This window comes from Bacillus sp. FSL H8-0545, from assembly GCF_038006105.1.
In the GTDB taxonomy this organism is placed as follows: domain Bacteria; phylum Bacillota; class Bacilli; order Bacillales; family Bacillaceae_G; genus Bacillus_A; species Bacillus_A cereus_U.
Genome location: NZ_JBBOUO010000001.1, coordinates 4,298,367 through 4,321,284, shown reverse-complemented (window position 1 = coordinate 4,321,284; position 22,918 = coordinate 4,298,367). Strand labels below are relative to the sequence as shown.

The window sequence follows — 22,918 nt, the reverse complement described above, 5'->3', positions numbered from 1 at the left end:
TCTCCCTTTGTCTTTTACGAATCGTGATAGAAAATAAACTTCCATCAATAATTGATGGAAGTTTACCCCGCATTAACGGGCAGTAAGACTCCCACCTCAAATTTCGACGAATACGAGGAAGTTAGGTGGGAGTCTTACTGCCCGTAAAAGCCCGATTGGTTCAACTAATAATCAGTGGGGGATAGACAAAACCCCCACTGATTAAAGTTTCACTTTATTTTTTTATATTATTCCGTTACAACTGAAGCGATAAATGGTAAGTTACGATATTTTTCTGCACAGTCAATACCGTAGCCAACGATAAATTCGTCTGGAATTTGGAAGCCAACATATTCAGCTTTTAAGTCCACTTTACGGCGTTCAGGTTTATCAAGTAACGTACAGAATTTCAATGCTTTTGGTTTATGCATAAAGAAGTGATCTTTTAAGAAGTGAAGTGTTAAACCAGAATCGATAATGTCTTCTACGACAATTACGTTTTTTCCAGTAATGTTTACATCGATATCTTTTAATAGTTTTACTTTTCCAGTTGTTTCTGTTTGATTTCCGTAGCTAGATGCAGAGATAAAGTCGATTGTTACTTCGTTTTTAATATGACGAATTAAATCAGCAGCGAATACGAAAGATCCTTTTAATACAGCGATTACTACGATTTCTTCTCCTTCAAAATCACGTTCGATTTGAAGAGCTAGTTCTTTTACTTTTTCTTGTAATTGTTCTTCAGAAATTAAAGTGTCTTTTATTTCAATTTTCATTTGAATCCTCCTACAGTGTAAAACTTGTGAACATTTCGACTGTAAAGGATAGAAAGAAAAAAGTCAAAGAAGATATAAGGTTGTTACAGAAACCCCCACAAAATAATCAGATGATATGATATACTGATTACATTAAGAGAACGCTTCCATAAAGGGTGATTATGATGAAAAAGAAACAGTATACAAGTGTAACATTTATAAAAGCATTGCTTTTAACAATTGTTCTTGGTATGTTGGCTTACATAATTGATGTACCTGCAGTTCGCATTTCACTAATTGGAATGACTTTAGTATTAGGCGCAATATCCCGCGGTATGATGTCGCAGCTGCAAGAGGCTGGACTTGATGATATGAAAGATTCTATAGATAAGAAATGAGAAACCTTCACGTATATAGAGTGAAGGTTTTTTCGTTTCTTACAAAAATGTAAGGTGATTTGTAAGACAAATCGATAGTTGCATAGTAGTGTTTTGGATAAACTATAAGTGTAAGGTAAAAGGCAAGCATATTTTAGGTAAATTAAGTTTTAGGCACTCTATATGTGAAAAAGGAGTAGGAGGGCATGGAGAAACATTGGACGACCTTTTCTTTTTTAGCAACTAGTAACACCGTAATGCTAGCTGGAGAAATGGATTTTTTGCAGATGTTTGATCGAGAAGACGATCATTCTTCTTCTAAATTTACAATGAAATGGAGTAAGTGGAGCGATAGTTGTAAATTGGAAGAAGAGGCCCCTAACGACAGGCAAAAAATTATTTTAACAAATCCTATTAAAGCATGGGTCGTTCAATGTCGTAAGTGTAACGTCAAAAATCACTTCAAGAAAACTGAGCCGAGACAATTAGTTATCACTCCGGCCCTTTCTACTTCTCAATCACGCGAAAGTAACAAATAAATATCGAGACACACACCCGAAAAAACATCGTATATATTGCGATGTTTTTTTATTTTTCTACAATGAAATCTTTAAATGAAATATACTTCATCTGCATCTTATATTTATATCTGTTGTTTATTCTAGTGATACATCCGATGCGACGTGATGTAAAACGTATAAGAGGAGAGAATGAAAATGAAAAAGAAACTATTACCAATTTGTGCAATGGCACTTTTAACAGTAGGTTATTCTTCGGTAGCGAGTGCTTCAACTGGAACACTGACAAAGGAAGAAGCAGCGCAAGTACAGTCAGATGTAGCTAAAAAGGAAGCAGCAATTCAGGAACAGCAAAAAAATGATGTAGAGAAAAAGCAAGCAGCACAAGTACAAGAAAAAAGTGATATGGCTAAAAAAGAAGAAGCAATAAAAGCGCAACAAAAGAACGAAGTAGAGAAAAAGGGAGCAGCACAAGTACAAGAAAAAGGTGATGTGGCTAAAAAAGAAGAAGCAATAAAAGCGCAACAAAAGAACGAAGTAGAGAAAAAGGGAGCAGCACAAGTACAAGAAAAAAGTGATGTGGCTAAAAAAGAAGTAGCGAAGCAAGCTGTACAAGGTGAAAAATTACCAAACACAGCATCAAATAATGTAGCAATGATGGCGCTAAGCGCATGTCTTGTAGGGATAGGGACATTATTTGGTTTGAATCGTCGTAATAAAGTTAAGGCATAAATAAAATATTTTCCTATAAAGAACGGGATAATTTCATATATTAAAAATGGTAGGTTATTCCTACCATTTTTTGCATGGAGGGATGGAACGTGAAGTTACTCAATTATATCGGTATCATATTGATGGCCATAGGGCTATTCATGGGATCGTATTACGCTGTGGAATGGTATAAAGGAAAAAGCTCTGCTCAAGAATTAACGAAAGAAGAAATAAAGAGCCTTAAAAATATACAAGATAATCAACTTTCATATGAAACACCAGTAACGTCCCAAGTACCTTCTTCTCAAACACAACATAAAGAAGGAGAAAAGGTAGCGATGTTAAATATACCGAAAATAAAGAAGAAGTTTTCTATATATTGGGGAGCGAATGATGCAACTTTGAAAAAAGGAGTTGGTATGTTTGTTAGCGATTTAACGACAACGCCATCTGGAGGAGGACATACTGTACTGAGTGGGCATCGAGATACTGTATTTACAGATTTAGGAGAGTTAAAAGAAAAGGATACTCTTATGTTAGAGTATGATAATAAAACTTACACATATGAAATTCAAAAGACATGGATTACCCATGCGGATGATCGTACTGTTATTATAAAAAAAGAAGAACCAATATTAACACTGACGACTTGCTATCCGTTTGATTATATAGGAGATGCACCAGATAGATATATTATCGAGGCCAAGTTAACTGGTAGTTATTCAAAATAAAGTGAAACTTTAATCAGAGGGGGGCTTGTCCATCCTCCCTCTGATTATTAGCCCTCACCAATCGGGCTTTTACGGGAAGTTAATCTCCCGCTTAAGTTCCTCGCATGTGCCGAATTTTGAGGTGGGAGTCTTACCGCCCGCAAATAGCGGGATAAAATTGTAGTTTCTGAAAGTGGGAGGGGGATACATAAGTTATGTCAAAAAACATTTTAATTGTTGAAGATGAAGATATTTTACGTGAAATATTAAAGGATTATTTTTTGAGTGAACAATATAAAGTGCTTGAAGCGAGAGACGGGAAAGAAGCTTTAGCTTTGTTTAAGGAAGAAGAGGTTGATTTAGTTATACTCGATATTATGTTGCCGGAACTAGATGGATGGTCTGTTTGCCGAAGGATTCGTAAAACGTCCCAAGTACCAATTATTATGCTGACAGCACGCGTAGATGAAGATGATACGTTACTTGGGTTTGAACTTGGAGCAGATGATTATGTGACGAAGCCGTATAGCCCGCCAATTTTATTAGCGAGAGCGAAACGATTATTGGAAAGTAGAAAAGCTTTGAAAGAGTCTCCAAATAGTGAAGATGACACACTATGTATTCATGGAATTTATGTTCACTTCCCATCTCGTACTGTTACTGTTGATGGAGAAAGTATTGCTTTAACACATACAGAGTTTGAAATATTAGTGTATTTTATGAAAAACCAAGGAATTGTTCTAACACGAGAGCAATTAATTTCAAGAATTTGGGGATATGAATTTGCTGGAGATGATCGCACTGTTAATAGCCATATTCGTAATTTGCGAAATAAATTAGGAGAGAAAGCAAAGTACATTACAACTGTAGTGCGAACTGGTTATAAATTTGAGGGGAATGTATGAGAAAAGGGATTGTACTTAAATTATTTACCCTTACAACAGCCTTATGCATGTTGATTTTAGCGACGATATTTATTGGACAAACGATATTTTTCAAGCAATATTATGCGAATCGAAAAGTGGAAGATATTAAAGTGAATTTAGATTCCTTTGAAAAGAGTTACTTAAATTATGCGGGGAGTTCGGAGGAAGTTCAGAAACTGGAGCAAGATTTTTTAAGAGAAAATAATACTTGGATTACGACGTTAGATCATAATGGGAATTTAAAGCACGCAGATGATTTTTATTTTGAAATTACTTTAGATCGACGAGAAGAGAAGCGAGTGGGACAAAAAACAATTATCATTCCTTTGTACTATCTCATGAATATAGATGAGATTGAAGGTGGAACACTACCTGATTTGGAAGGACGACCAGTTTATTTCGATGGACTAAAAAGAGACGATAGTTTCATCACATCTTATTTAAAGATAGATGAGGTGAATTTGAGTTGGTTTCATAAACCATTAGGTAAGAAGTTAGCTGAAAAAGAACCTAAGATGAGCGAGGAAAAACCAAAGGTTGCTCAAGATTCTATCACTGTGGAAAGAAAAAAATTTGCTGGAATTATGAGTGATGAGGAAAAGAAGAGGGCGGCTCAAAATTCAGATTTTAATATATCAGGGAAAATTACGAAGGTACAGTTCCCTAATGTAAAAGGACCTGTAAACCCAATTTATAAAAACAATTTATTTTTGGATAATATAAAAGAATTTCAAGCTGATTTATTACTAAAAGAAAGCAATCAAATACAATATGCAACACAAACAATGGACTATGAAAAGAATGATATAAAATATAAATTATTAATCAAACCAATAAAAGAAAAAGATGGATCGGTGACATACATATATGCGATGGCTTCTTTACAACCTGTAGATGAGGCTGTACAAATGGTACAAGATTATTACATTTACATTATTGCGTTTGTAGTCATTCTTATTTTTCTAGCTTCTTTCTATTATTCAAAACAAATTGCAAAACCGTTATTAAAAATAAATGATACAACGAAGAAAATAGCACATTTAGACTTTACAGAAAAAATCCCGATTACTTCAAAAGATGAAATCGGTGATTTATCGCAAAATATTAATACACTATCTAATAAACTACATTCACATATTGGGCAGCTTGAACAAGATATTGAGAAGGAAAGAAAATTAGAAAATACGAGAAAAGAATTTATTTCAGGTGTTTCACATGAATTAAAAACACCGCTGAGTATTATGAAAAGCTGTATTTCTATTTTAAAAGATGGGGTAGCTGAACATAAGAAAGACTACTATTTTCAGGCGATGGAAAAAGAAGTAGACAAGATGGATATACTAATTTTGGATATGCTTGAATTAGCTAAATTTGAGTCTGGCACATACAACATGAAGATGGATTCTTTCTATATCGATGGAGTGATTGAAGAAATATGCGAACAGCTTTCATCGGAGATAGAGAAAAAAGAACTGAGTGTGCACAAGCATATATGTCCAGCTGAAGTGGTTGGGAATCAAAATAGAATTGAACAAGTAATAGTGAACTTCATTACGAATGCAATACGTTATACACCAGAAAAAGAAGATATTATTATTTCCGTAATAGATGAGAAGAATCGTATAGAAGTGTGTATTGAAAATAAAGGTTCTCACATTGAAGAAGAACAATTAGATAAAATTTGGGATCGTTTTTATCGTGTGGATGCGGCGCGGAAACGTTCACAAGGTGGAACAGGGCTTGGCCTTGCAATTTCAAAGAATATTTTAGAACTGCACAATGCTGAATATGGGGTAAAGAATACCGAAGATGGTGTGTTATTTTACTTCTATTTACCGAAAAAAGCGTAGATAATACAATCTACGCTTTTTTAATTTAATTTCATATTATCTTTACTTAATCTTTATTTTTAAGCGATATAATCTGGTTAGAAAAAGAGATTATGTAAGGAGTAGATTAGCCGTGAATAGCGATTTACTAGGTGTGATGGTATTTATTTTCTTTTGTGCATTTATTGTATTTATTATTGATATTACTCATTGAGAGCTTTGATAAAAAAAAGAGCGCTAATTAAGCGCCTTTTTTTTGTGAATTCATTTGATAAGCACCAATGCTTTTGAATAAGCGTGGTGAAGTTGTAAATAAAAGAATTAGTAATACAGTACATAATGTGAAAGAAGCGAGCATTGTACTGCCGTTTACAATTAATGAATATAAGACGGCTGATTGCCCTTTTGGTGCATATTGGCCCCAAAAGATAATACCTGCAATAAAGTGCCAGAAATAACGTGCAAGGCTGCCAATAAATGTAGCAAAGATAATATAAGCAATGGTTTTCTTTCTTTGATTATTCATTAATGTTTGCTGAATGGGCTTATAAAATAGTCCAGCAAATCCAATGAATGCAAAGGCAACGAAATATTCAATTATTGTTTGAGTCGGTGTGACGATAATTGCATCTCCAACAACAATTTGTAAAAGTCCCCAAATTAAGCCTCCTAAGAAAGCCATTTTGAAGCCCCAGCGGTATGCAATAATAAAAATAGGAATCATAGCAAATGAGATGGAACCGCCTGTTGGAAGTTTAATTGATAATGGTAAAATGTCGATGATCAAGGCGAAGGCTGCAAGAATAGCAGATTCGATCATCGCTTGTAAATTGGTGTTACGCATGTTGTTTCCCCCTAAATCCAAGTTGCACAAAAAAGAACATTATCATAGGAGGATACGAAATACGTAAATAAAAAAGAGGTATGTATTTCGGACGTTTGCACAATCCCTGCGTTAGCATTAACTAACAGGTTCAAAGGGTCGGAACGAAATGTTCCCTCTCAGCGGTAAGGCTCCCCCTGCGATAACGAGATTCTTTATTTGTTATTGTTTATTGTAATTGAAATGGATGAGAATGGCAAATGTACCGTGTATGACAATTATTGAAATATAATTGTATCGAAATGTTAATAAATATGAAGCAAAAAGATATAGTCCAAGTGAAATAGATTATGATATAATTTTTTTGAAAATAATTATCATTCTCTTCTGAGGGGGAAGGTTATGAGCTTAGTAGATATTAAAATTGGTGAGAAAGTGTTAGTAAAAAGTATTCAGTCGTTAGATCAGTTATTAAAGCGTAGACTAGCTGCTTTTGGTCTTGCGGAAGGAAGCGAACTTCGCATAAAACAGAAAGCGATGTTTAAAGGTCCTTGTACATTGGAGTGTCGTGGACAGTTAATTAGTATTCGTCATTGTGACGCGAAAATGATAAAGGTGGAATTAGCGTGAATAAGGTAGCTTTGCTAGGGAATCCGAATACAGGGAAAACATCATTATTTAATGCACTGACTGGTTCTTATGAGTATGTAGGAAACTGGAGCGGTGTAACAGTAGAAAAGAAGGTTGGTAAATTAAAAGATAAGCAAGGAACATTAATTGATTTACCAGGCGTCTATGATTTGAATCCAGTTTCACGTGATGAAGGTGTCGTTACGAATTTTCTACTAACAGACGAATTTCATCATATGTTAAATATAGTGGATTCCTCGCAATTTGAGCGAAATATGCATTTAACATTGCAATTACTTGAATTTGGTAAGCCCGTTTCAATTGGTTTAAATATGGTTGATGTGGCAAAGCAAAGAGGAATTGTGATTAATGTAAAACGGTTATCAGAAATATTAGGTGTAACAGTCGTTCCTGTCATCGCAAGAACCGGAAAAGGCTGTGAAGAATTACTTACTACTCTTCATGAAGAGAAACAAAAAGAGAAAAAGCCATTTGTTATTTCATATGGTGTACAAATGGATGAAGGGATTGGAGAGATAATTGCTCTTTTAGAGACAGCGAATTATGAGCATCCGAGGTGGTTAACCCTTCAATTTTTAAGCAATAACGAAGTAGTAGAAAAAGAAATGAAAGCATTACCAATTTATAAGGAACTTATAGCCATTCGATCTCGTTTAGATGGAAAACTTGATTGTACGTTGGAGGAGCACATTTACAAGACTCGTGAAGCGTATATTGAAAAGTTAAAAACAAATGTTATGCAGCATGAGAAAGAAGGAAAAATTCCTTTTTCGGAAAAAATCGATAGGTTAATTACACATAAAATTTTAGGACTTCCAATCTTTTTAGCAGTTATGTTTTTTATTTTTCAGGTTACGTTTACGTGGATTGGTACACCTTTATCGGATATGCTTGATGGATTTTTTGGAGGACAACTTACTGATTGGGTTACAGCTGGGCTCACAAGTGTTGGCGCTTCTGATTTTATTCAAGCACTCGTTACAGAAGGTATTATTGCTGGCGTTGGTGCGGTATTAGTATTCGTTCCACAAATCTTTGCACTATTCTTCTTCATTTCATTATTAGAAGACTCAGGATATATGGCACGAATTGCAGTTGTTATGGATAGAATTATGGAGTTTTTCGGTTTAAACGGAAAGGCGTTCATTCCGATGATTATCGGCTTTGGATGTAACGTTCCAGGTATTATGGCAGCGAGAACGATTGAACAAGAGAAAGAACGTTTACTTACAGTTCTTGTAACACCATTTATGTCTTGTTCAGCACGTTTACCTGTATATGCATTATTTGCGGGAGTGTTCTTCCCTAATAGTCAGGCAACTGTTGTGTTCTCTTTATACATTGCAGGTATTGTTCTTGCGTTACTTGTTACAAAAATTATGTCTCTTACTATTTTAAAAGCGGAAAAATCTATTTTTGTCATTGAACTACCACCTTACCGTGTGCCGCAAGCGAAAACGTTATGGCTGAGCACGTGGGAGAAAGGTAAAGGATTTGTTCGTAAAGCAGGTACATTCATCTTCGGTGGTTCTGTTGTCATTTGGTTATTAAACTATGCAGGTCCATCAGGATTTGGTGTTGATATGGGAGACAGTTACTTAGCAATGATTGGTGGATTTATCGCACCACTATTTGCACCGCTCGGTTTTGGAACGTGGCAAGCTGCAGCATCCCTTTTAACAGGATTTTTAGCGAAAGAAGTTGTCGTTTCTACAATGGCAATTATTTATGCGGTTAAAGAAGATGTGCTAGGAAATGTAATGGGAGCACATTATACTGCGCTATCAGCCTATGCATTTATGTTCTTTATTTTATTATATGTTCCGTGCTTAGCGACAGTAGCTGTCATTAAACGTGAAACAGGATCGATGAAATGGACAGTTTTCTCTGTCGTTTATCCGCTCGTTGTTGCTTATGTATTAACGCTCATTATATACCAAGTTGGGTCCTTACTCGGATTCTAGAAGGAGATGTATTGCAATGATGGTCAATATTATAATTGGAGCTATCATTTTTGGTTATGCAGCATATACGTTAGTTAATTTTGTAAAGAGAAGTAAAAAAGGAAAATGCGCAGCATGCTCTTTAAGTAAGTCATGTCAGTCGCAAACTTGTAGTCCAGATATGGAGCAAATTGCTCATAAAGTGAAACTTTAATCAGTGGGGGTTTTGTTCATCCCCCACTGATTATTAGCCTTCACCAATCGGGCGTCTACGGGCAGTTGATCTCCCACCTAACTTCCTCGCATTCGCCGGATTTTGAGGTGGGAGTCTTACTGCCCGTTAATGCGGGATAAATAGAAAAAAGCTTTGCGAATTTCGCAAAGCTTTTTTACTTACTTTTTAATTGTAACAAGCTGAGCTGCTTCTACACCGTTCTTTCCAGGGAATTCTTTACTAGGGTCCTTATCGAATTTTAGTACACCTACAGATTTTTCTTCACCTTTTACATTTCCGTAAGTTGCATCGTCAACAATTGCGAACATGTCTGCATATGCGCGGCCACTTCCGATAATTGTATTACCTTCATAGTTTAATTTTGCGCCATCAATTGTAGCATTTTCTACTTTATCTTTTGCAAATAATACACCTTGGTCTGCTGTTACAGCTGGTAATTTATCAAGTGGTTTTGTATTTTCATCTTTTCCAACTTTTTCAACTTTTTTAAGCAATTCTTTCTTTACGAGTTCTTCACCAGTTTTCTTATCCATTACAAGAACTTTTTTATCTTCAAGTGTTGTAAGTTTCATTTTATACATATCTTTTTCTTTTACTTCTTTTTTGTTTTTATCTGCAATTTGCGCTACTTGCTCTTCTGTTCCATATAATACAAAGCCGTTCGCTTTTTCTCCTAATAAAGAACAACCTGATAATGCTCCGAATGAAATTGCTGCTGCTAATCCGATTCCTACTAATTTTTTTATGATGATTTCTCCTTTTTATATGTTTTATAGTAAATACAGTTTCTGTATTAGTCCTTACATTATGAGAAGCTTTTTTGTTATTCCGTTGCTTCTGGTATTAGTGTATAAGAAATGTTGAAACGTAACTATCGAGTTAGCTTACAGTAACATTACAATTATGTAATTTAGTGAAATCGCGCAAAAATAAGTTGATTTTGGAGACAGAAATAATAAGGATATAGTAGGAATACAATATTATATCTGGAATGTCATATTATATTGGCTGTATTTTGGAAATAACATGTAAGGACATCTTAGTTTTGTTATAATAAACACATAGGTTGTAAAAATGAATATTCTTACTGAAAAGGGAGATTTTTAATTTTCCAAGTAGTGAATTTGAAATATAAGGTATATCATAGGAGGAATTTGGATGTCTGTATTTAAACGATTAAGAGATTTAACAATGTCGAATGTGTATTCATTAATTGAAAAAGCTGAAGATCCAGTTAAGATGACGGATCAATATTTACGCGATATGCAAGCGGATGTACAAGAAGCTGAGAAAAGTGTAGCAGCTCAAATCGCACTTGAGAAGAAATTCAAAATATTATTTGAAGAGCAAGAAGCACTTGTGAAAAAACGTGAAGAGCAAGCACATATGGCTGTTCAAGCTAGCAACTTAGATCTTGCGCGCCGTGCTCTAGAAGAAAAACAAAATGCAGAGCAAAAGATGAATGAGTATAAAGCAAGCTATGAGCAAAACAAAGCTGCTGCGGATAACCTTCGCCTTAAGCTAGAAGAAATGCGTAAACAATTAACAGAGCTGAAAAATAAGCGTGAAACACTTGTAGCGCGTGTAAATGCAGCGAAAGCACAAAAGAATATTAATCAGGCGATGTCTGGATTCGATTCAAATTCAGCAAAAGCTGGTTTAAGCCGTATGGAAGAGAAAGCACTTCAATTAGAGGCTGAAGCAGAAGCAAGCGGTGAAATTTACAAGAAAGAAAAGTCGTTAGATGATGAATTTGCAAGCTTAAACAAAAATTCTGTTGTTGACGATGAATTAGCTCGTATTATGAAGCAGTACGAGAAATAATATAGAATAGACAAAGAAACCGACATGTCTGAAGAGGATTCATGTCGGTTTTCTATTACTATTTTAGAGGAGGTTTTGTAATGACGTGGATGAATGTTTTAGCTATGCTTGTATGGACTGGAGCGAGTGCGGTACTTTTATTTGCAATTATGTGGGTTGATTCGATTTTTACAAAATACAATGATTTAAAAGAAATAAAAAATGGAAACACAGCAGTGACAACACGTTTCGTTATGAAATTATTCGCTCAAGGATACATTTTGTCACAATCGATTATGAAAGCGAATGATTTATGGCAAGCGCTTCTTGCCTCAGCAGTTTCTTTCGTTATCTTATTAGTTGTAGAAATGTTCATTGAGTTTGTGTTAAAGAAGATGTCAGGTTTAGATTTGGAAGAAGGAACGAAAGAAGGCAGCGTAGCACATGCGATGTTAGCTGGTTCATTACATATCGTTGGTGCACTTATTTTAGGTGCTTGTTTATAAAGAGAAAAGGAGGGGTAGATTGTGAGCTTATTTAAACGTATTAAAAATATAATGAAGAGCCCAGAGCCGCCGAAACCAGAAAAGAGTCTGTTAACGTTAGCTCCTGGAGATATGATTGAAGTGTCGTTAGTCATGTACGAATTAACTGGGAAAACGAGCATGCATTCTCGCAAGGAAATTGTTTTAACTTTACAGGACGGGAAAGATATTCGTTATTTAAAAATTGAAGACCGTGAAAATACGTATTACAAATTGTATACACCGATTGATGGTCGTTTAGATTCAATTGATGAAATTCCGACGACGATTGAAATGGATGATATAGAGTATCATATGGAAGAACAATATAATGGACGTGTTGTTGTTATGGGGAAAACGCCATTCGCTGCTTCAGAAGAACAGTACGTATGGGAATTCCAGTCGGACAACCGCAAATTATTACGTGTTGAATGGCAAAATGGTCGCACAATGATGTATGAGGGAGAAGCAATTATTCCTGCTGATGTACAAATCATAAGAGCAACATAAGGGGGGCGTAATCATGTCAAACCGATTGTTTACCATGATTAAATCGTTCGTGATCCCTATACTTGCTATCGTTACATTACTTGTTATTGCCGGCTATGCTTTATCGGGCTGTCAAAGTGGTCAGGCGAAGTCAATTCAAGACCGTTATCCGCTAGAGTCTGTCGCAAAGGATGGTAAACAAGAATCTTACGTGTATAGGGCTGCCAATCGGTCAGTTCCTGAAGTCGCAAAGGAACTTATAGCCGAAAGGAAACCGAAGCAAGCATCTAAAGAAGACGAAAATCAAATGTTCCTCGTTTATTCTGATAAAATGTATAATTTGCAAAAGGATAAAGAGAAACCATCTGATACGTTAATTGAAATAAGTAATGAAGAATTTGTCCGTCAAAATTACCAGCCATCCTTCTTACAAGGATATATTACGGGGAGTATATTAAACGATATATTCGGTTCGAGAAAATCATCATACGGTGATTATCGCGGATATAATGACAGACAAAATCATAAGCCGGTTACCCCGGAAAGACCACCTACGAAAGAAGAAAAGAAAACCCCGCCTCCAATTACGAAGGAAGGGAAAGGATCTATTATTAAGCGAGGCGATAATGTAGATCCGAAATCATCTGTAGGTGATAAAGGAAGTATTACGGAAAAAGGAAGTAAAACGACGCCTCCGCCTTCTACCGGAAGCAAAGGGAAAATTACGAAAAATCCAGGTGGCTCGAGCGGATCTGATGTGAAGCCGAAATCATCTATTAAAACGCCACCAAAGAATACGTCTCCCCCGAAAACAAGGGTTGGCGGTTCAGGGAAAATTACGAAGAGAAGATAGTATAGAGACCGAAAAGTGGAATTTGCTTTTCGGTCTTTTTTTGTTATGGAAATTAATTCCTTTTATCTGGTACAATTAAGGAATAAGGAGGGGATAGTATGACTATGTATAAAAGATTTAGTTTGATTATGTTCCTCGTATTATTCCTCGGTTTGTTTATTAGTACAACGATGAAATTTCACTTTGTAGTAGGTATTCTATGGATACTATGTACATGTACTCTATTTCTATATATTCCGCTGCGCTTTCAAGATGAAGTGACTGCCTTTCAAAAATACGTAGCATGGATTAAAAGCGGAGGAAGATGGGGGGAGTAAAATTATATCAGCGATTTTTGAAATATATCGATTTACCGACAAAAACTGACAACGGTAGCAACTTAATAATAAGAAGAGGCTGTGCCCAAATGTTGGCACAGCCTCGTTTTTCATAACGATTAATGAATATCATGCTTCTTGAAATTACCGCCTTTTACTTCTGCTACGTCATACACTGTAATAAAGGCATTTGGATCAATTTCATGAATAAGTTCTTTCATTTTACTTTCTTCTAAACGGTTAATTACACAAGAGATTTCTTTAAATTTCTCTCTTGAATACCCACCATAAACTTCATTGTATGTTGCACTTCGACCTAAACGATCACGAATTGTTTCTACTATTAATTCAGGTTCTTTTGTAATGATTTTAAACGTTTTAGAACCACTTAAACCAACTTCAACAATATGAATTACTTTAGAAGCGATAAAGTAAGCAATCGCCGAAAGGATAGCTCCTTGAAGACCAAATACTGTTGAGACAAAAATAAAGACAAACATATTTAAGAATAAGATAAGATCACTTGTTCCAAATGGTAACTTTCTAGAAAGTAATACGGCTAGCATATCGATTCCATCTAATGCCCCGCCATTACGTAATGCTAGTCCCATACCAAAACCGATAATAATACCACCAACAACAGTAATTAAAAGTGTATCGCCCTCAATAATTGTTGGTACTCCGTGCATGAGAACGGTACCTACTGCTAGTGAAGCAATCCCGATAATAGAATAAAGTGCAAAGCTTTTACCGATTTGTTTATATCCTAACCAAACGAAAGGGATGTTAACGACTGCGATTAGAAGACCTAATGGTAATCCGAATAATCTTGAACTAACGATACTTAAACCAGTTACACCACCGTCGGATACGTTATTTGGAATTAATACAGCTTCTAATCCGTACGCTGTGATAAATGCCCCAATAATAATCATCAAAGCTTTAAAAGCGATTTTTAGCTTATTGGGTTTGTTTTTCATAATTCTCTCCATATAATTTCCTCGTTTCAAACTAGTTTCGTATTTGTTACATAATTCACATCTAAAGTTCATTCTAACATTTTATTTGAAAAAATTCTCCTTTAATGGATGTATGCAGGGAATATTATCACCATATTACCATTAAAATATTTTTGGAATTCGTATAAAAAATCCCATCCGTTCAAAGGATGGGAGGTTGTTAAGAAAATATAAAACTAACTACTGTTAGGAATAAAGAGAATCCTAAAATAGTTCCGCACACTTTCATATGTCGTTTACGTCCCATAACGACGATTGCAACATATTCGCGAATCATTGCGTTAGGCCAGTAATAAAATGCTGTTTTTGATCCGATTCCTTGGCTATTCAGACTGGCTTGTTTTGCATATATACCGGCGCGGAAAAGATGGAAATTATTCGTTGTAAAGATACTTTTATACTTACCTTCAGGTTTTAATGAATCCATAATTTCTTTAGAGAACGACATATTTTGATATGTGTTTACAGAGCGATTTTCTTGCACTGTATGTTCAAGAGGAATTCCTTTTTCAACCGCATAATTTTGCATCGCTTCTGCTTCAGGAAGCCCTTCATCTGGACCTTGTCCACCAGAGAAAATAATTGTTGGTGGTGTATTCACAGCTGCTTGTTTCCAATAGAAGTCGATAGCTTTATTAATACGACTTGCAAGTAAAGGTGGCACTTTGTCATTAATTAAGCCGCTACCAAGAACGATGATGAAATCTTGATTACGTCTCGGTCTATTGAATTGGTATAGAAAATAAGCGCTTAAGAAGTTAGATAAATGTATAAAGAAATACATAGTTATAAGAGAAATACCAGCAAAAATAAATTGAAAGTGTGTTGAGACTAAACTTGCTGGATTTATGATAGGGAGTAGCATAAAGAATAAAATCCCTAAAGCTGCAATTAAAGTTAAAGAGTTTGTAAAGCGTCTTCCTTCACGCTTCATCAAGATTCTCGCATTAAGAAATAGCCCAAACATTAAAGCGACTATAGCAAAAGGTATCATTACAATTAGCGCTATCATGGGAATAATAACGATAAAATGTAAAGCGTTATTACCAGATGCAAACGAGACGACTGCACAAAATAATAGAAAAGAACAGAAAAAGGCATTAAATAAAAAGCCATTTATTATTTTTCGCGGATCTTTTAAGTAAGAGATAAGAAAAATAATAAACAATATAAGAGGAATAATTCCAAAATACATAAATATAGTACACCTCAATTTTTATGATGTTTTTATTGCACCCCTAATACTACATGATTTTGAAGTTATTAATAATTAAAATAACGATTTAGAATTTTCTCAATAAACGATATAGATAAATATGATAAAATGTATTCAAAGCGATATATTAAAAGTAAAATGGTTTAGAGGGCACTCTGTAGAGTGCCTTTTTCTTTGAAATATGTAATTTTGCATATTTTGTTCCTTTTTAATGAAAGAGGATTAAAATATAAATTGTGGATACATGCTATAAAGCAGAATTGTATACAAACATTAGCCTCTACTCTTTTTGTATCTAACAATCTTGTAACGATTAATGATTCTGTTTTCTAGTGTGTGTTTACGAAAAGTGGGATGGGCTGTATATAAACAGGGGAAAGGGCGTCTTTTTAAAAGGCGCCTTTTTGTTGTTTAGTGTAGATAGTTATCACTGTTGATATAGTGGGAAATATCTATACTAAACATTAGCAATCTTCCGTATAAAGATTATCAATTTACTATATATTCCAGCGGTGTTAAGCTACATATGAAAGGCTTTCTTTTTCAAAATATTACCCCTAATAAAATTTTGAAGAAGTCAACTGTCTCCAAAATAGCTTATTTATATGAGAAAAAGCACTCTTCTGAGTGCTTTTTCTCATATAAATAAGCTATTTTTATAGGCATTTTTCATACACTGAAAGTAACGAAATGAAAGTAGGTGACAAAATGCCAGCTATTGTTGAAGGTGTTATTATTGAAAACTGTAACGGAACAATTAACTTAGGTGATAAATATAACGTGCATCCAATTGAAAAAACGAAAGCTTATAATGGATCGGGATCTTCAAATACCGGATTAAATGTGAGGACATTCAGTGGTATTAGTACGGCAGATGTAACGGATAACGATGTGTATGACCAAGTAATTCAATCTACGTTATAATTTTTATATGTAAAATTGCATAAAGTGATGTGTTTGCCCTGTGATACAATTTAGCTGTGAGCTGTTAGTGATACTTCTTTATCATAGTTGTTAGATTAGAAATGTAACATCGCATCGGAAATCATACGTATAAGAAAAAAGACACTTCGCTCGAAGTGTCTTTTTCATTTTAGTGATACCCTTTAGCAGAGTCTTTATGAATTTTATTTTTAAATATGCTGTAGCTCCAAAGCTGATATCCAATAACGATTGGTACCATGACGATTGCAACGAAGAACATAATTTTTAAGTTTAATTCACTACCGGCTGCGTTATATAACGTTGTACTGTATGCGTCGTTAATACGTGATGGTAACATTCTTGGGAACATACCTGCAAAACCAGTTGTCATAAACATTGCGATTGTTAAGCAAACGAATGTGAATGCAAGACCGATTTTATGTTTGTACACCATAATAAGTGCGAGTACACTCATTAACATTGCAAGTACTGGAAGAATGAATAGTACAGGATATTCCGTGAAGTTTTGGAATAAATTTGTACGATTTGCAGTTGCGACATAGAAGATAGCTAAAATGATAGCAGCTGCCATTGAAAATGGTCTTGCGATTTTATAAGCACGATCAGATACTTCGCCAGTCGTTTTAATCATAATCCAAAGGGCACCAGATACGACGAATATAGCAGTGAAGAAAAGACCACCTAAAATACCATAATGGTTTAGTAAGCTAAGTAAAGTTCCTTCATAACCATCTTTTCCGATTTGCAGCCCGTAATACAGGTTAGCGAATGTAACACCGAATAAGAAGGCGATTAGGAAACTACCAATTGTAAATGCCCATTTACAAGTTTTTTGCCAAATTGGTGAATCGTCTTTATGCATAAATTCAAGTCCAGCGGCACGAGCGAATAGGGCAAATAATACTAAAAATAGTGGCGTATACAGGTAACTAAACATATTTGCATATGTGATTGGGAAGGCAGCAAATGTTGCGCCACCAGCTGTAATTAACCATACTTCATTACCACCCCAGAACGGACCAATAGCTTCTTGTAATTGATTTCGTTCTTGTCGGTCTTTCGCAACGAATGGGAAAATCATCCCGTTACCGAGTGCGTAGCCATCAAGAATGAAGTAAACTGTCCAAATTACGCCCCATAAACCGAACCAGATGACTGCAAGCATATCATGAGACATGAGCTGTACCTCCTTCAGTATCATGTTCTTCTAATGCAGCTGGTCCTTTTTTCGCGAACTTTAGCATTAAGTAGACATCTGCAATTAAGAGTAGAGTGTAGAACAATATTAAACTAATTAATGAAAACCAAATTTGTGGAACTGATATAGGTGACACAGATTCTGCTGTACGCATTAGTTTATAAACTGTCCATGGTTGACGACCTACTTCAGCAACAATCCAACCAGCATTAATTGCAATATACGGAAGTAAGACAGACCACATTGTAATTTTTAAATAGCGTTTTGAGTTTTCTAGTTTCCCTTTTCGGTTTAAATAGAAACCGAACCAAGTTAATGCCATAAAGAACATGCCAAGTGCAACCATTAAGCGGAAGCTATAGTACACGAGGTTAACATTTGGACGATCTTCTTTCGGAATATCTTTTAAACCAACAATTTCTCCATCAAATGAGTTTGTATAGAAGAAACTTCCTAGCTTTGGAATAGTAAGGAATTCAAAGTTCTTTTCATTTTTCACATCAGGAATTTGAATGATTGAGAAGCTTTGTCCTTTTCCAGTTTCCCAAACAGCTTCCATTGCAGCTCCTTTTGCTGGTTGATACTTAGCTGCTGATACACCGGATTGATGTCCCATAAAAGGTGTAATAGTTGCTGCGAATAACCCTAACATTAAACCAAACTTAAATGATTTTTTGAAGAATTCCACTTCATTTTTACGTAGTAAGTGATATGCACTAATTGCCATAACGAAGAAAGCACCGACAATATAACAACCAATTACAGTATGGAAGAACATATTCCATGCATATGGATTTGTAACAAGAGCCCAGAAGTCATTTAATTCAGCGCGGCCATTACGTATTACATAGCCAACAGGATTTTGCATAAAGCCGTTTGCTGTAATAATCCAAAGGGCAGAAATATTTGTTCCAAGTGCAACCATCCACATACAGAAAGCACGGAATTTTGGTGAGATTTTATCTTTACCGAATAACCATATTCCCATGAAAGTAGATTCTAAGAAGAAGGCAACAAGTGCTTCGATTGCAAGAGGTGATCCGAAAATATCTCCCATATATTTGGAGTACTCAGACCAGTTTGTTCCAAATTGGAACTCCATCGTAATCCCGGTTATAATCCCCATTACGAAGTTAATTGTAAATAATTTACCCCAGAAATTTGCCATTTTGCGGTATGTTGGATTCAATGTGCGGGCGTATTGAGTTTCCATACATGCTACTAAAATAACAAGTCCGATTGTCAAAGGTACAAATAAAAAGTGATAAAAAATAGTAATTGCAAATTGAAAACGACTCAGTAACAGAACGTCGGACATAATAAATATTCACTCCTTTTTTACATTATCTACAATCAGTTTATAGTGAAAATAGGAGTAAGGTATGTGAGAGTTGTTACAAAGCTGTGTGTATATTTTGAAAGAATTATGTCGATTATCTGAAAGTATTCGTTTTTTACTATAAAGCAATATCCTTTTTGAGTTTTTCATATTTTGGTACACTAGCTATGTAGTGTAAATGAGAGAAAAGAGGGTTTTTACTATGAAGTCATTAGACGAGATTTTGCAGTACAATGAAAAATTCGTTGAAGAGAAGAAATATGAAGAGTTTGTAGCTGGGAAATTTCCAAATAAAAAAATGGTAATTATCTCTTGTATGGATACACGTCTTGTTGAATTATTACCGAAAGCAATGAATATGCGTAACGGTGATGTGAAAATTATTAAAGTAGCAGGCGCGGTTATTTCGCATCCATTTGGAAGTATTATGCGTAGTATTTTAGTTGCTGTATATGAACTTGGTGCTGAAGAAGTATGTGTTGTTGGTCACCACGATTGTGGTATGGCAAAAATTCAAGCAAGCAGTACGATCGAAAAAATGAAAGAGCGCGGTGTAACAGAAGAAAAATTAGATACACTTCGTTATTCTGGAATTGATTTAGAACAATTCTTACGAGGGTTCTCTAGTGTAGAAGAAAGTGTAGAACATAGTGTATCAGTACTTCGCAACCATCCGTTACTTCCTGAAGAAGTGCCTGTTCACGGTCTTGTTATTCACCCTGACACAGGAAAATTAGATGTAGTTGTGAATGGCTACGACAATTAAGAATTTACTTTGTCATCCTTTTTATCTGGGACAGGATCAAATCCTCCTGGATGGAAAGGGTGACATTTTAATATACGCTTACATGTAAGCCAAAATCCTTTGAAGGCACCGTGTTTTTGAAACGCTTCTAATCCATAATGAGAGCAAGTCGGATGAAAGCGGCACGTTGGCGGTGTCATCGGAGAAATGAACTTTTGATAAAAGCGTATAATACCGATAAAAATCTGTTTCATAATGGTCTCCTTTTCAGCATAGTCTTAAAGTATTATAGCACGACCGTACATAATTCTTTACTAATGTCGATTTCCGTTATATCATATTGGATATAACGGAATTAAATTAAAAGCGGGAGAGATGTTGTATGCCATCAGTAGAAAGCTTTGAATTAGACCATACGATTGTAAAGGCGCCTTATGTAAGACATTGCGGAGTCCACAATGTAGGTAGTGACGGTATTGTAAATAAATTTGATATTCGTTTCTGCCAACCGAATAAACAAGCAATGAAACCAGATGTTATTCATACGTTAGAACATTTATTAGCATTTAATTTACGTAAATATATTGATCGTTATCCGCATTTTGATATTATCGATATTTCACCAATGGGCTGCCAAACAGGGTATTACCTTGTTGTAAGCGGAACACCGACGGTTCGAGAAATCATTGATTTATTAGAACTAACATTAAAAGATGCGGTTCAAATTACAGAAATTCCAGCTGCAAATGAAACGCAGTGTGGCCAAGCGAAGCTTCATGACTTAGAAGGAGCACAACGCTTAATGAACTTCTGGCTAAGCCAAGATAAAGATGAACTTGAGAAAGTGTTTGGATAAAAAGGAAAACTGCCTGTTAAAGGGCAGTTTTTTTATTTTGTTAAGAGAAAACTTGCTCTTCTTTTTATGAAAGTATACTAGACACCCCAACATATAAAATAAAGGCAGAACCGAGAAAATAAACAAATGCTTTTGCTTTTTGCTGTTGTTTTATTTCATCAATTCCAAAAAGGATAAACATAATACTTAAAAGGATAAATACGAATGGTAAAAGCATAGAGAAGTTTGCAAAGAGGTTAAGTAGAGCGAGAATGAGGGCAATCGTTGCTAGTATAATTCGAATGTTTTTTAACATGGAATCCTCCTTTAAAAGAACAGTATAAATGGAATAACAAAAATAATTGTAAACATGCTTAAACCGATACTAATAGCTCCAATTTGCTTTTGCTGTTTTTGAATGGTCTCAATTCCTACTAAAATGCCATATAAGCTAAAGAGCAATAAAATGATAGGTGAAAAGATTTGGAAATTCATTGTAAAAGTGCTGTACAAACATAAGATTAAAGTAATAAAAACGATGATTAGTTGTAAGTGTCTTATGTGCATTTTAGCCCTCCTTAGTAGAAAGAGTTAGTTACTGAGAGAAAATAATTATAATAGCAACGATTAAAGTGAATACGCCAGAAAAGAAGGAGAGTGCACTATTTACTTTCTTTTGTTTCTGTTTTTCTTCTGCACTCATGATGAAAGTCATAATAGATAAGGCAATAAGCATATAGGGCATCGTAACAAGTGGGTTTCTAAACATTCCGGATAGGGCGAGAGCGATGACGATAAGAGCGGATATAATGCGAAATGTTTTTAGCATACTATTCTCCACCTTTTTTAAAAAATTATCCTCCAATTTATTAACAGTTCGTAAAAAGTAATAGCCAGTGGGTACTTAAAGTTTCATTCTACAAGTAGCGAAAGTAGTTCGATATTATAATGAAGAGCATAAGACTAGAAACGAAAAAAAACGGAATACTCATTGATTTTCTTCCGGATTTCAGTTCATTAATTCCTAGAAGAATAAAGGAACAACTGAGAGTAAATTGTATGTATGGGAGAAGTGTGAAATTATCGGTAATAAGAGAATAAGTGCAAAGAGAGAGTGTGAGAAGCGTGAAAAGCGCTAAAAAAATCCGTAATCCAGTTAACATTGTATACCTCCTTTAAATAGACTATTTACCGGAATATTTCTGAGAAGCCAAGTAATAAAGCAGCAGCGCCAGCTATGAAAGCAAGTGTGCCACTAGATTGTCTATGTTTTTTTATTTCTTCTAGACCTATAGTGAAAGCCATCAATCCTAAGGGAATAAACATGTAAGGCATAATGTCTCTGTTGCCGCTGATAAAACTATAGATTGCTATAGATAAAGCGATAAGTGAAAAAGTAATTCGAAATCCTTTTAACATAAAGGATCCTCCTTCTTTTTTATTTGCTCAATTGCGATGAGAAACATTAAAACCCCTAATAGAAATTGTGAAAGTGGTAGAAAGTTATTTTGATCTGTATAGAGCCCAATTGCCGACATAATTATCACCGTGAGTGCGATTACGATACGAAGTATACTATGAGTTCTCCTTATTATCTTTCGAGTAAGGATTATCTTCTGGTTTATCAACGGAATGTTTATATGCGTAACCTTTATTGATCGTCATGACGGAGAGTACTAATACGATCAGTACGATTATAATGCCGATAATTAATATTTTGAGCATGAAATCCCTCCTTTTCTTTATTTTACATAATTTTGTAATTGATGAAAACAATAGAAATTAAAAGGATGAAAGAAGGGTGTTACATGGAGCATAAAAAAACATATTATATATCAGTTGGAAATGGTCAAATTTCACAAGTGAAGACGGCGGATACGTATAATTTTGAAATTTACGCAAATGACGAAGAGATTACGGAGTTAAGAGAGTATTTTGATCAAGCGTATGAAGAGGACTTAGGTTCGTATGTACGCTCCCACGTTCCATTCGTTGAGTATCATCACGATTCGAATAATGATCGATATGATGAACAGCTACAAAAAGCATATAAAATGATTTATGATTTAGGGAATCATGAAACGAAAGAATTAGTCGCACAAATGGGAATAATCAATGGATTGTAATTGGATAATATTATGCAGAAAAGCGAGAATATGCTACAATTTGTGGTAGGAA

General features: G+C 35.0%; 31 protein-coding genes and 1 riboswitch. Of the genes, 18 read left to right on the top strand and 13 right to left on the bottom strand.

Annotated features, from left to right (window positions below; genetic code table 11):
- Positions 1-227 precede the first annotated feature (227 nt).
- Positions 228-755 carry a hypoxanthine phosphoribosyltransferase gene (hpt, locus tag MHI07_RS22675; protein WP_000687586.1) on the bottom strand — a complete coding sequence of 176 codons (528 nt, stop codon included), beginning with the start codon at positions 753-755 and terminating at the stop codon, positions 228-230.
- A gap of 161 nt (positions 756-916) precedes the next feature.
- Here hpt and MHI07_RS22670 point away from each other — a divergent pair, with 161 nt between their 5' ends.
- The 6 genes from MHI07_RS22670 to MHI07_RS22645 all read left to right on the top strand — a co-directional run bounded on the left by MHI07_RS22670 (position 917) and on the right by MHI07_RS22645 (position 5,826).
- Positions 917-1,132 carry a hypothetical protein gene (locus MHI07_RS22670; protein ID WP_340826468.1) on the top strand — a complete coding sequence of 72 codons (216 nt, stop codon included), beginning with the start codon at positions 917-919 and terminating at the stop codon, positions 1,130-1,132.
- 185 nt (positions 1,133-1,317) lie between these two features.
- Entirely contained in the window at positions 1,318-1,650 is a 333-nt protein-coding gene (locus MHI07_RS22665; RefSeq protein ID WP_016106468.1) for a hypothetical protein, read from the top strand.
- A 177-nt stretch (positions 1,651-1,827) separates the two neighbouring features.
- The gene (locus MHI07_RS22660; RefSeq protein WP_340826465.1) at positions 1,828-2,361 is read left to right on the top strand and encodes an LPXTG cell wall anchor domain-containing protein; all 534 of its coding nucleotides are present in this window, start codon (positions 1,828-1,830) and stop codon (positions 2,359-2,361) included.
- Between the two features lie 89 nt (positions 2,362-2,450).
- Positions 2,451-3,071, top strand: coding sequence for a class D sortase (locus MHI07_RS22655; protein WP_002112481.1), 621 nt, complete (start codon positions 2,451-2,453; stop codon positions 3,069-3,071).
- A gap of 194 nt (positions 3,072-3,265) precedes the next feature.
- Positions 3,266-3,955 (top strand): response regulator transcription factor, encoded by a 690-nt coding sequence (locus MHI07_RS22650; RefSeq protein ID WP_340826462.1) that lies wholly within the window; start codon positions 3,266-3,268, stop codon positions 3,953-3,955.
- On the top strand, positions 3,952-5,826 hold the full coding sequence (locus tag MHI07_RS22645; protein ID WP_340826460.1) for a sensor histidine kinase: 1,875 nt from the start codon (positions 3,952-3,954) through the stop codon (positions 5,824-5,826). The genes MHI07_RS22650 and MHI07_RS22645 overlap by 4 nt, the downstream gene beginning before the upstream one ends.
- Before the next feature lie 220 nt (positions 5,827-6,046).
- Here the strand turns inward: MHI07_RS22645 and thiT are convergent, their stop codons facing one another.
- Complete coding sequence (gene thiT / locus MHI07_RS22640) at positions 6,047-6,670, bottom strand: energy-coupled thiamine transporter ThiT (RefSeq protein ID WP_340826458.1); 624 nt, start codon at positions 6,668-6,670, stop codon at positions 6,047-6,049.
- A 64-nt stretch (positions 6,671-6,734) separates the two neighbouring features.
- Positions 6,735-6,836, bottom strand: a riboswitch (TPP riboswitch).
- A gap of 194 nt (positions 6,837-7,030) precedes the next feature.
- Between thiT and MHI07_RS22635 the strand changes: the two genes are divergently transcribed.
- From MHI07_RS22635 to MHI07_RS22625, 3 genes are read left to right on the top strand one after another with little or no spacing between them, the layout of a single operon-like run.
- Positions 7,031-7,258 carry a FeoA family protein gene (locus MHI07_RS22635; RefSeq protein WP_000060510.1) on the top strand — a complete coding sequence of 76 codons (228 nt, stop codon included), beginning with the start codon at positions 7,031-7,033 and terminating at the stop codon, positions 7,256-7,258.
- Positions 7,255-9,243 carry a ferrous iron transport protein B gene (gene feoB / locus MHI07_RS22630; protein ID WP_340826455.1) on the top strand — a complete coding sequence of 663 codons (1,989 nt, stop codon included), beginning with the start codon at positions 7,255-7,257 and terminating at the stop codon, positions 9,241-9,243. Before MHI07_RS22635 ends, feoB begins: the two co-directional genes overlap by 4 nt.
- Before the next feature lie 16 nt (positions 9,244-9,259).
- A complete protein-coding gene (locus MHI07_RS22625; RefSeq protein ID WP_000989602.1) occupies positions 9,260-9,436 on the top strand; it encodes a FeoB-associated Cys-rich membrane protein in 177 nt (58 codons plus the stop codon).
- A 179-nt stretch (positions 9,437-9,615) separates the two neighbouring features.
- Here the strand turns inward: MHI07_RS22625 and MHI07_RS22620 are convergent, their stop codons facing one another.
- Positions 9,616-10,203, bottom strand: coding sequence for a lipoprotein BA_5634 family protein (locus MHI07_RS22620; RefSeq protein WP_088079553.1), 588 nt, complete (start codon positions 10,201-10,203; stop codon positions 9,616-9,618).
- Between the two features lie 412 nt (positions 10,204-10,615).
- Here MHI07_RS22620 and MHI07_RS22615 point away from each other — a divergent pair, with 412 nt between their 5' ends.
- The 5 genes from MHI07_RS22615 to MHI07_RS22595 all read left to right on the top strand — a co-directional run bounded on the left by MHI07_RS22615 (position 10,616) and on the right by MHI07_RS22595 (position 13,443).
- Positions 10,616-11,281, top strand: a complete 666-nt coding sequence (locus MHI07_RS22615; RefSeq protein WP_002015754.1) for a PspA/IM30 family protein — start codon at positions 10,616-10,618, stop codon at positions 11,279-11,281.
- Positions 11,282-11,361: 80 nt separating this feature from the next.
- The gene (locus MHI07_RS22610; RefSeq protein ID WP_340826453.1) at positions 11,362-11,766 is read left to right on the top strand and encodes a DUF350 domain-containing protein; all 405 of its coding nucleotides are present in this window, start codon (positions 11,362-11,364) and stop codon (positions 11,764-11,766) included.
- A 21-nt stretch (positions 11,767-11,787) separates the two neighbouring features.
- Positions 11,788-12,294: a DUF4178 domain-containing protein gene (locus MHI07_RS22605; protein WP_000051748.1), complete on the top strand. Its 507-nt coding sequence runs from the start codon at positions 11,788-11,790 to the stop codon at positions 12,292-12,294.
- A gap of 13 nt (positions 12,295-12,307) precedes the next feature.
- On the top strand, positions 12,308-13,126 hold the full coding sequence (locus MHI07_RS22600) for a DUF4247 domain-containing protein (RefSeq protein WP_002112471.1): 819 nt from the start codon (positions 12,308-12,310) through the stop codon (positions 13,124-13,126).
- Positions 13,127-13,224: 98 nt separating this feature from the next.
- Entirely contained in the window at positions 13,225-13,443 is a 219-nt protein-coding gene (locus tag MHI07_RS22595; protein WP_078173917.1) for a hypothetical protein, read from the top strand.
- 119 nt (positions 13,444-13,562) lie between these two features.
- Here MHI07_RS22595 and MHI07_RS22590 read toward each other — a convergent pair whose 3' ends face one another.
- The gene (locus tag MHI07_RS22590; protein WP_016106459.1) at positions 13,563-14,435 is read right to left on the bottom strand and encodes a YitT family protein; all 873 of its coding nucleotides are present in this window, start codon (positions 14,433-14,435) and stop codon (positions 13,563-13,565) included.
- A gap of 187 nt (positions 14,436-14,622) precedes the next feature.
- Positions 14,623-15,657, bottom strand: a complete 1,035-nt coding sequence (locus MHI07_RS22585) for a YdcF family protein (protein ID WP_078173918.1) — start codon at positions 15,655-15,657, stop codon at positions 14,623-14,625.
- Positions 15,658-16,368: 711 nt separating this feature from the next.
- Here MHI07_RS22585 and MHI07_RS22580 point away from each other — a divergent pair.
- On the top strand, positions 16,369-16,602 hold the full coding sequence (locus tag MHI07_RS22580) for a spore germination protein (protein WP_002015747.1): 234 nt from the start codon (positions 16,369-16,371) through the stop codon (positions 16,600-16,602).
- A gap of 169 nt (positions 16,603-16,771) precedes the next feature.
- Here MHI07_RS22580 and cydB read toward each other — a convergent pair whose 3' ends face one another.
- Together cydB and cydA are read right to left on the bottom strand one after the other, a co-directional pair.
- Positions 16,772-17,800: a cytochrome d ubiquinol oxidase subunit II gene (gene cydB / locus MHI07_RS22575; RefSeq protein WP_199708989.1), complete on the bottom strand. Its 1,029-nt coding sequence runs from the start codon at positions 17,798-17,800 to the stop codon at positions 16,772-16,774.
- The gene (gene cydA / locus MHI07_RS22570; RefSeq protein WP_340826443.1) at positions 17,790-19,139 is read right to left on the bottom strand and encodes a cytochrome ubiquinol oxidase subunit I; all 1,350 of its coding nucleotides are present in this window, start codon (positions 19,137-19,139) and stop codon (positions 17,790-17,792) included. Before cydA ends, cydB begins: the two co-directional genes overlap by 11 nt.
- 223 nt (positions 19,140-19,362) lie before the next feature.
- Here cydA and MHI07_RS22565 point away from each other — a divergent pair, with 223 nt between their 5' ends.
- Positions 19,363-19,926, top strand: a complete 564-nt coding sequence (locus MHI07_RS22565) for a beta-class carbonic anhydrase (protein WP_002160110.1) — start codon at positions 19,363-19,365, stop codon at positions 19,924-19,926.
- Here MHI07_RS22565 and yidD read toward each other — a convergent pair.
- Positions 19,923-20,159: a membrane protein insertion efficiency factor YidD gene (gene yidD / locus MHI07_RS22560; protein WP_002112460.1), complete on the bottom strand. Its 237-nt coding sequence runs from the start codon at positions 20,157-20,159 to the stop codon at positions 19,923-19,925. The genes MHI07_RS22565 and yidD overlap by 4 nt on opposite strands.
- 128 nt (positions 20,160-20,287) lie before the next feature.
- Between yidD and luxS the strand changes: the two genes are divergently transcribed.
- The gene (luxS, locus tag MHI07_RS22555) at positions 20,288-20,761 is read left to right on the top strand and encodes an S-ribosylhomocysteine lyase LuxS (protein ID WP_001141371.1); all 474 of its coding nucleotides are present in this window, start codon (positions 20,288-20,290) and stop codon (positions 20,759-20,761) included.
- Between the two features lie 64 nt (positions 20,762-20,825).
- Here the strand turns inward: luxS and MHI07_RS22550 are convergent, their stop codons facing one another.
- From MHI07_RS22550 to ytzI, 5 genes are all read right to left on the bottom strand, one after another.
- Positions 20,826-21,056, bottom strand: coding sequence for a YczI family protein (locus MHI07_RS22550; protein WP_002160112.1), 231 nt, complete (start codon positions 21,054-21,056; stop codon positions 20,826-20,828).
- Positions 21,057-21,067: 11 nt separating this feature from the next.
- A complete protein-coding gene (locus tag MHI07_RS22545) occupies positions 21,068-21,307 on the bottom strand; it encodes a hypothetical protein (RefSeq protein ID WP_340826439.1) in 240 nt (79 codons plus the stop codon).
- 28 nt (positions 21,308-21,335) lie between these two features.
- Positions 21,336-21,569: a DUF3953 domain-containing protein gene (locus MHI07_RS22540; protein ID WP_340826435.1), complete on the bottom strand. Its 234-nt coding sequence runs from the start codon at positions 21,567-21,569 to the stop codon at positions 21,336-21,338.
- 359 nt (positions 21,570-21,928) lie between these two features.
- On the bottom strand, positions 21,929-22,159 hold the full coding sequence (locus tag MHI07_RS22535) for a YczI family protein (protein WP_002160114.1): 231 nt from the start codon (positions 22,157-22,159) through the stop codon (positions 21,929-21,931).
- Positions 22,160-22,315: 156 nt separating this feature from the next.
- Positions 22,316-22,465, bottom strand: coding sequence for a YtzI protein (ytzI, locus tag MHI07_RS22530; protein ID WP_002112449.1), 150 nt, complete (start codon positions 22,463-22,465; stop codon positions 22,316-22,318).
- 83 nt (positions 22,466-22,548) lie between these two features.
- Here ytzI and MHI07_RS22525 point away from each other — a divergent pair, with 83 nt between their 5' ends.
- The gene (locus MHI07_RS22525; protein WP_002112448.1) at positions 22,549-22,866 is read left to right on the top strand and encodes a hypothetical protein; all 318 of its coding nucleotides are present in this window, start codon (positions 22,549-22,551) and stop codon (positions 22,864-22,866) included.
- The last annotated feature ends 52 nt before the right edge of the window (positions 22,867-22,918 follow it).

Bases quoted from the DNA above. Each gene is read 5' to 3' on its own strand.
- hpt (WP_000687586.1), bottom strand. From the start codon at position 755: ATGAAAATTGAAATAAAAGACACTTTAATTTCTGAAGAACAATTACAA.
- MHI07_RS22670 (WP_340826468.1), top strand. From the start codon at position 917: ATGATGAAAAAGAAACAGTATACAAGTGTAACATTTATAAAAGCATTG.
- MHI07_RS22665 (WP_016106468.1), top strand. From the start codon at position 1,318: ATGGAGAAACATTGGACGACCTTTTCTTTTTTAGCAACTAGTAACACC.
- MHI07_RS22660 (WP_340826465.1), top strand. From the start codon at position 1,828: ATGAAAAAGAAACTATTACCAATTTGTGCAATGGCACTTTTAACAGTA.
- MHI07_RS22650 (WP_340826462.1), top strand. From the start codon at position 3,266: ATGTCAAAAAACATTTTAATTGTTGAAGATGAAGATATTTTACGTGAA.
- MHI07_RS22645 (WP_340826460.1), top strand. From the start codon at position 3,952: ATGAGAAAAGGGATTGTACTTAAATTATTTACCCTTACAACAGCCTTA.
- MHI07_RS22635 (WP_000060510.1), top strand. From the start codon at position 7,031: ATGAGCTTAGTAGATATTAAAATTGGTGAGAAAGTGTTAGTAAAAAGT.
- MHI07_RS22625 (WP_000989602.1), top strand. From the start codon at position 9,260: ATGATGGTCAATATTATAATTGGAGCTATCATTTTTGGTTATGCAGCA.
- MHI07_RS22615 (WP_002015754.1), top strand. From the start codon at position 10,616: ATGTCTGTATTTAAACGATTAAGAGATTTAACAATGTCGAATGTGTAT.
- MHI07_RS22610 (WP_340826453.1), top strand. From the start codon at position 11,362: ATGACGTGGATGAATGTTTTAGCTATGCTTGTATGGACTGGAGCGAGT.
- MHI07_RS22600 (WP_002112471.1), top strand. From the start codon at position 12,308: ATGTCAAACCGATTGTTTACCATGATTAAATCGTTCGTGATCCCTATA.
- MHI07_RS22595 (WP_078173917.1), top strand. From the start codon at position 13,225: ATGACTATGTATAAAAGATTTAGTTTGATTATGTTCCTCGTATTATTC.
- MHI07_RS22590 (WP_016106459.1), bottom strand. From the start codon at position 14,435: ATGGAGAGAATTATGAAAAACAAACCCAATAAGCTAAAAATCGCTTTT.
- MHI07_RS22585 (WP_078173918.1), bottom strand. From the start codon at position 15,657: ATGTATTTTGGAATTATTCCTCTTATATTGTTTATTATTTTTCTTATC.
- MHI07_RS22580 (WP_002015747.1), top strand. From the start codon at position 16,369: ATGAAAGTAGGTGACAAAATGCCAGCTATTGTTGAAGGTGTTATTATT.
- cydB (WP_199708989.1), bottom strand. From the start codon at position 17,800: ATGTCTCATGATATGCTTGCAGTCATCTGGTTCGGTTTATGGGGCGTA.
- cydA (WP_340826443.1), bottom strand. From the start codon at position 19,139: ATGTCCGACGTTCTGTTACTGAGTCGTTTTCAATTTGCAATTACTATT.
- MHI07_RS22565 (WP_002160110.1), top strand. From the start codon at position 19,363: ATGAAGTCATTAGACGAGATTTTGCAGTACAATGAAAAATTCGTTGAA.
- yidD (WP_002112460.1), bottom strand. From the start codon at position 20,159: ATGAAACAGATTTTTATCGGTATTATACGCTTTTATCAAAAGTTCATT.
- luxS (WP_001141371.1), top strand. From the start codon at position 20,288: ATGCCATCAGTAGAAAGCTTTGAATTAGACCATACGATTGTAAAGGCG.
- MHI07_RS22550 (WP_002160112.1), bottom strand. From the start codon at position 21,056: ATGTTAAAAAACATTCGAATTATACTAGCAACGATTGCCCTCATTCTC.
- MHI07_RS22545 (WP_340826439.1), bottom strand. From the start codon at position 21,307: ATGCACATAAGACACTTACAACTAATCATCGTTTTTATTACTTTAATC.
- MHI07_RS22540 (WP_340826435.1), bottom strand. From the start codon at position 21,569: ATGCTAAAAACATTTCGCATTATATCCGCTCTTATCGTCATCGCTCTC.
- MHI07_RS22535 (WP_002160114.1), bottom strand. From the start codon at position 22,159: ATGTTAAAAGGATTTCGAATTACTTTTTCACTTATCGCTTTATCTATA.
- ytzI (WP_002112449.1), bottom strand. From the start codon at position 22,465: ATGCTCAAAATATTAATTATCGGCATTATAATCGTACTGATCGTATTA.
- MHI07_RS22525 (WP_002112448.1), top strand. From the start codon at position 22,549: ATGGAGCATAAAAAAACATATTATATATCAGTTGGAAATGGTCAAATT.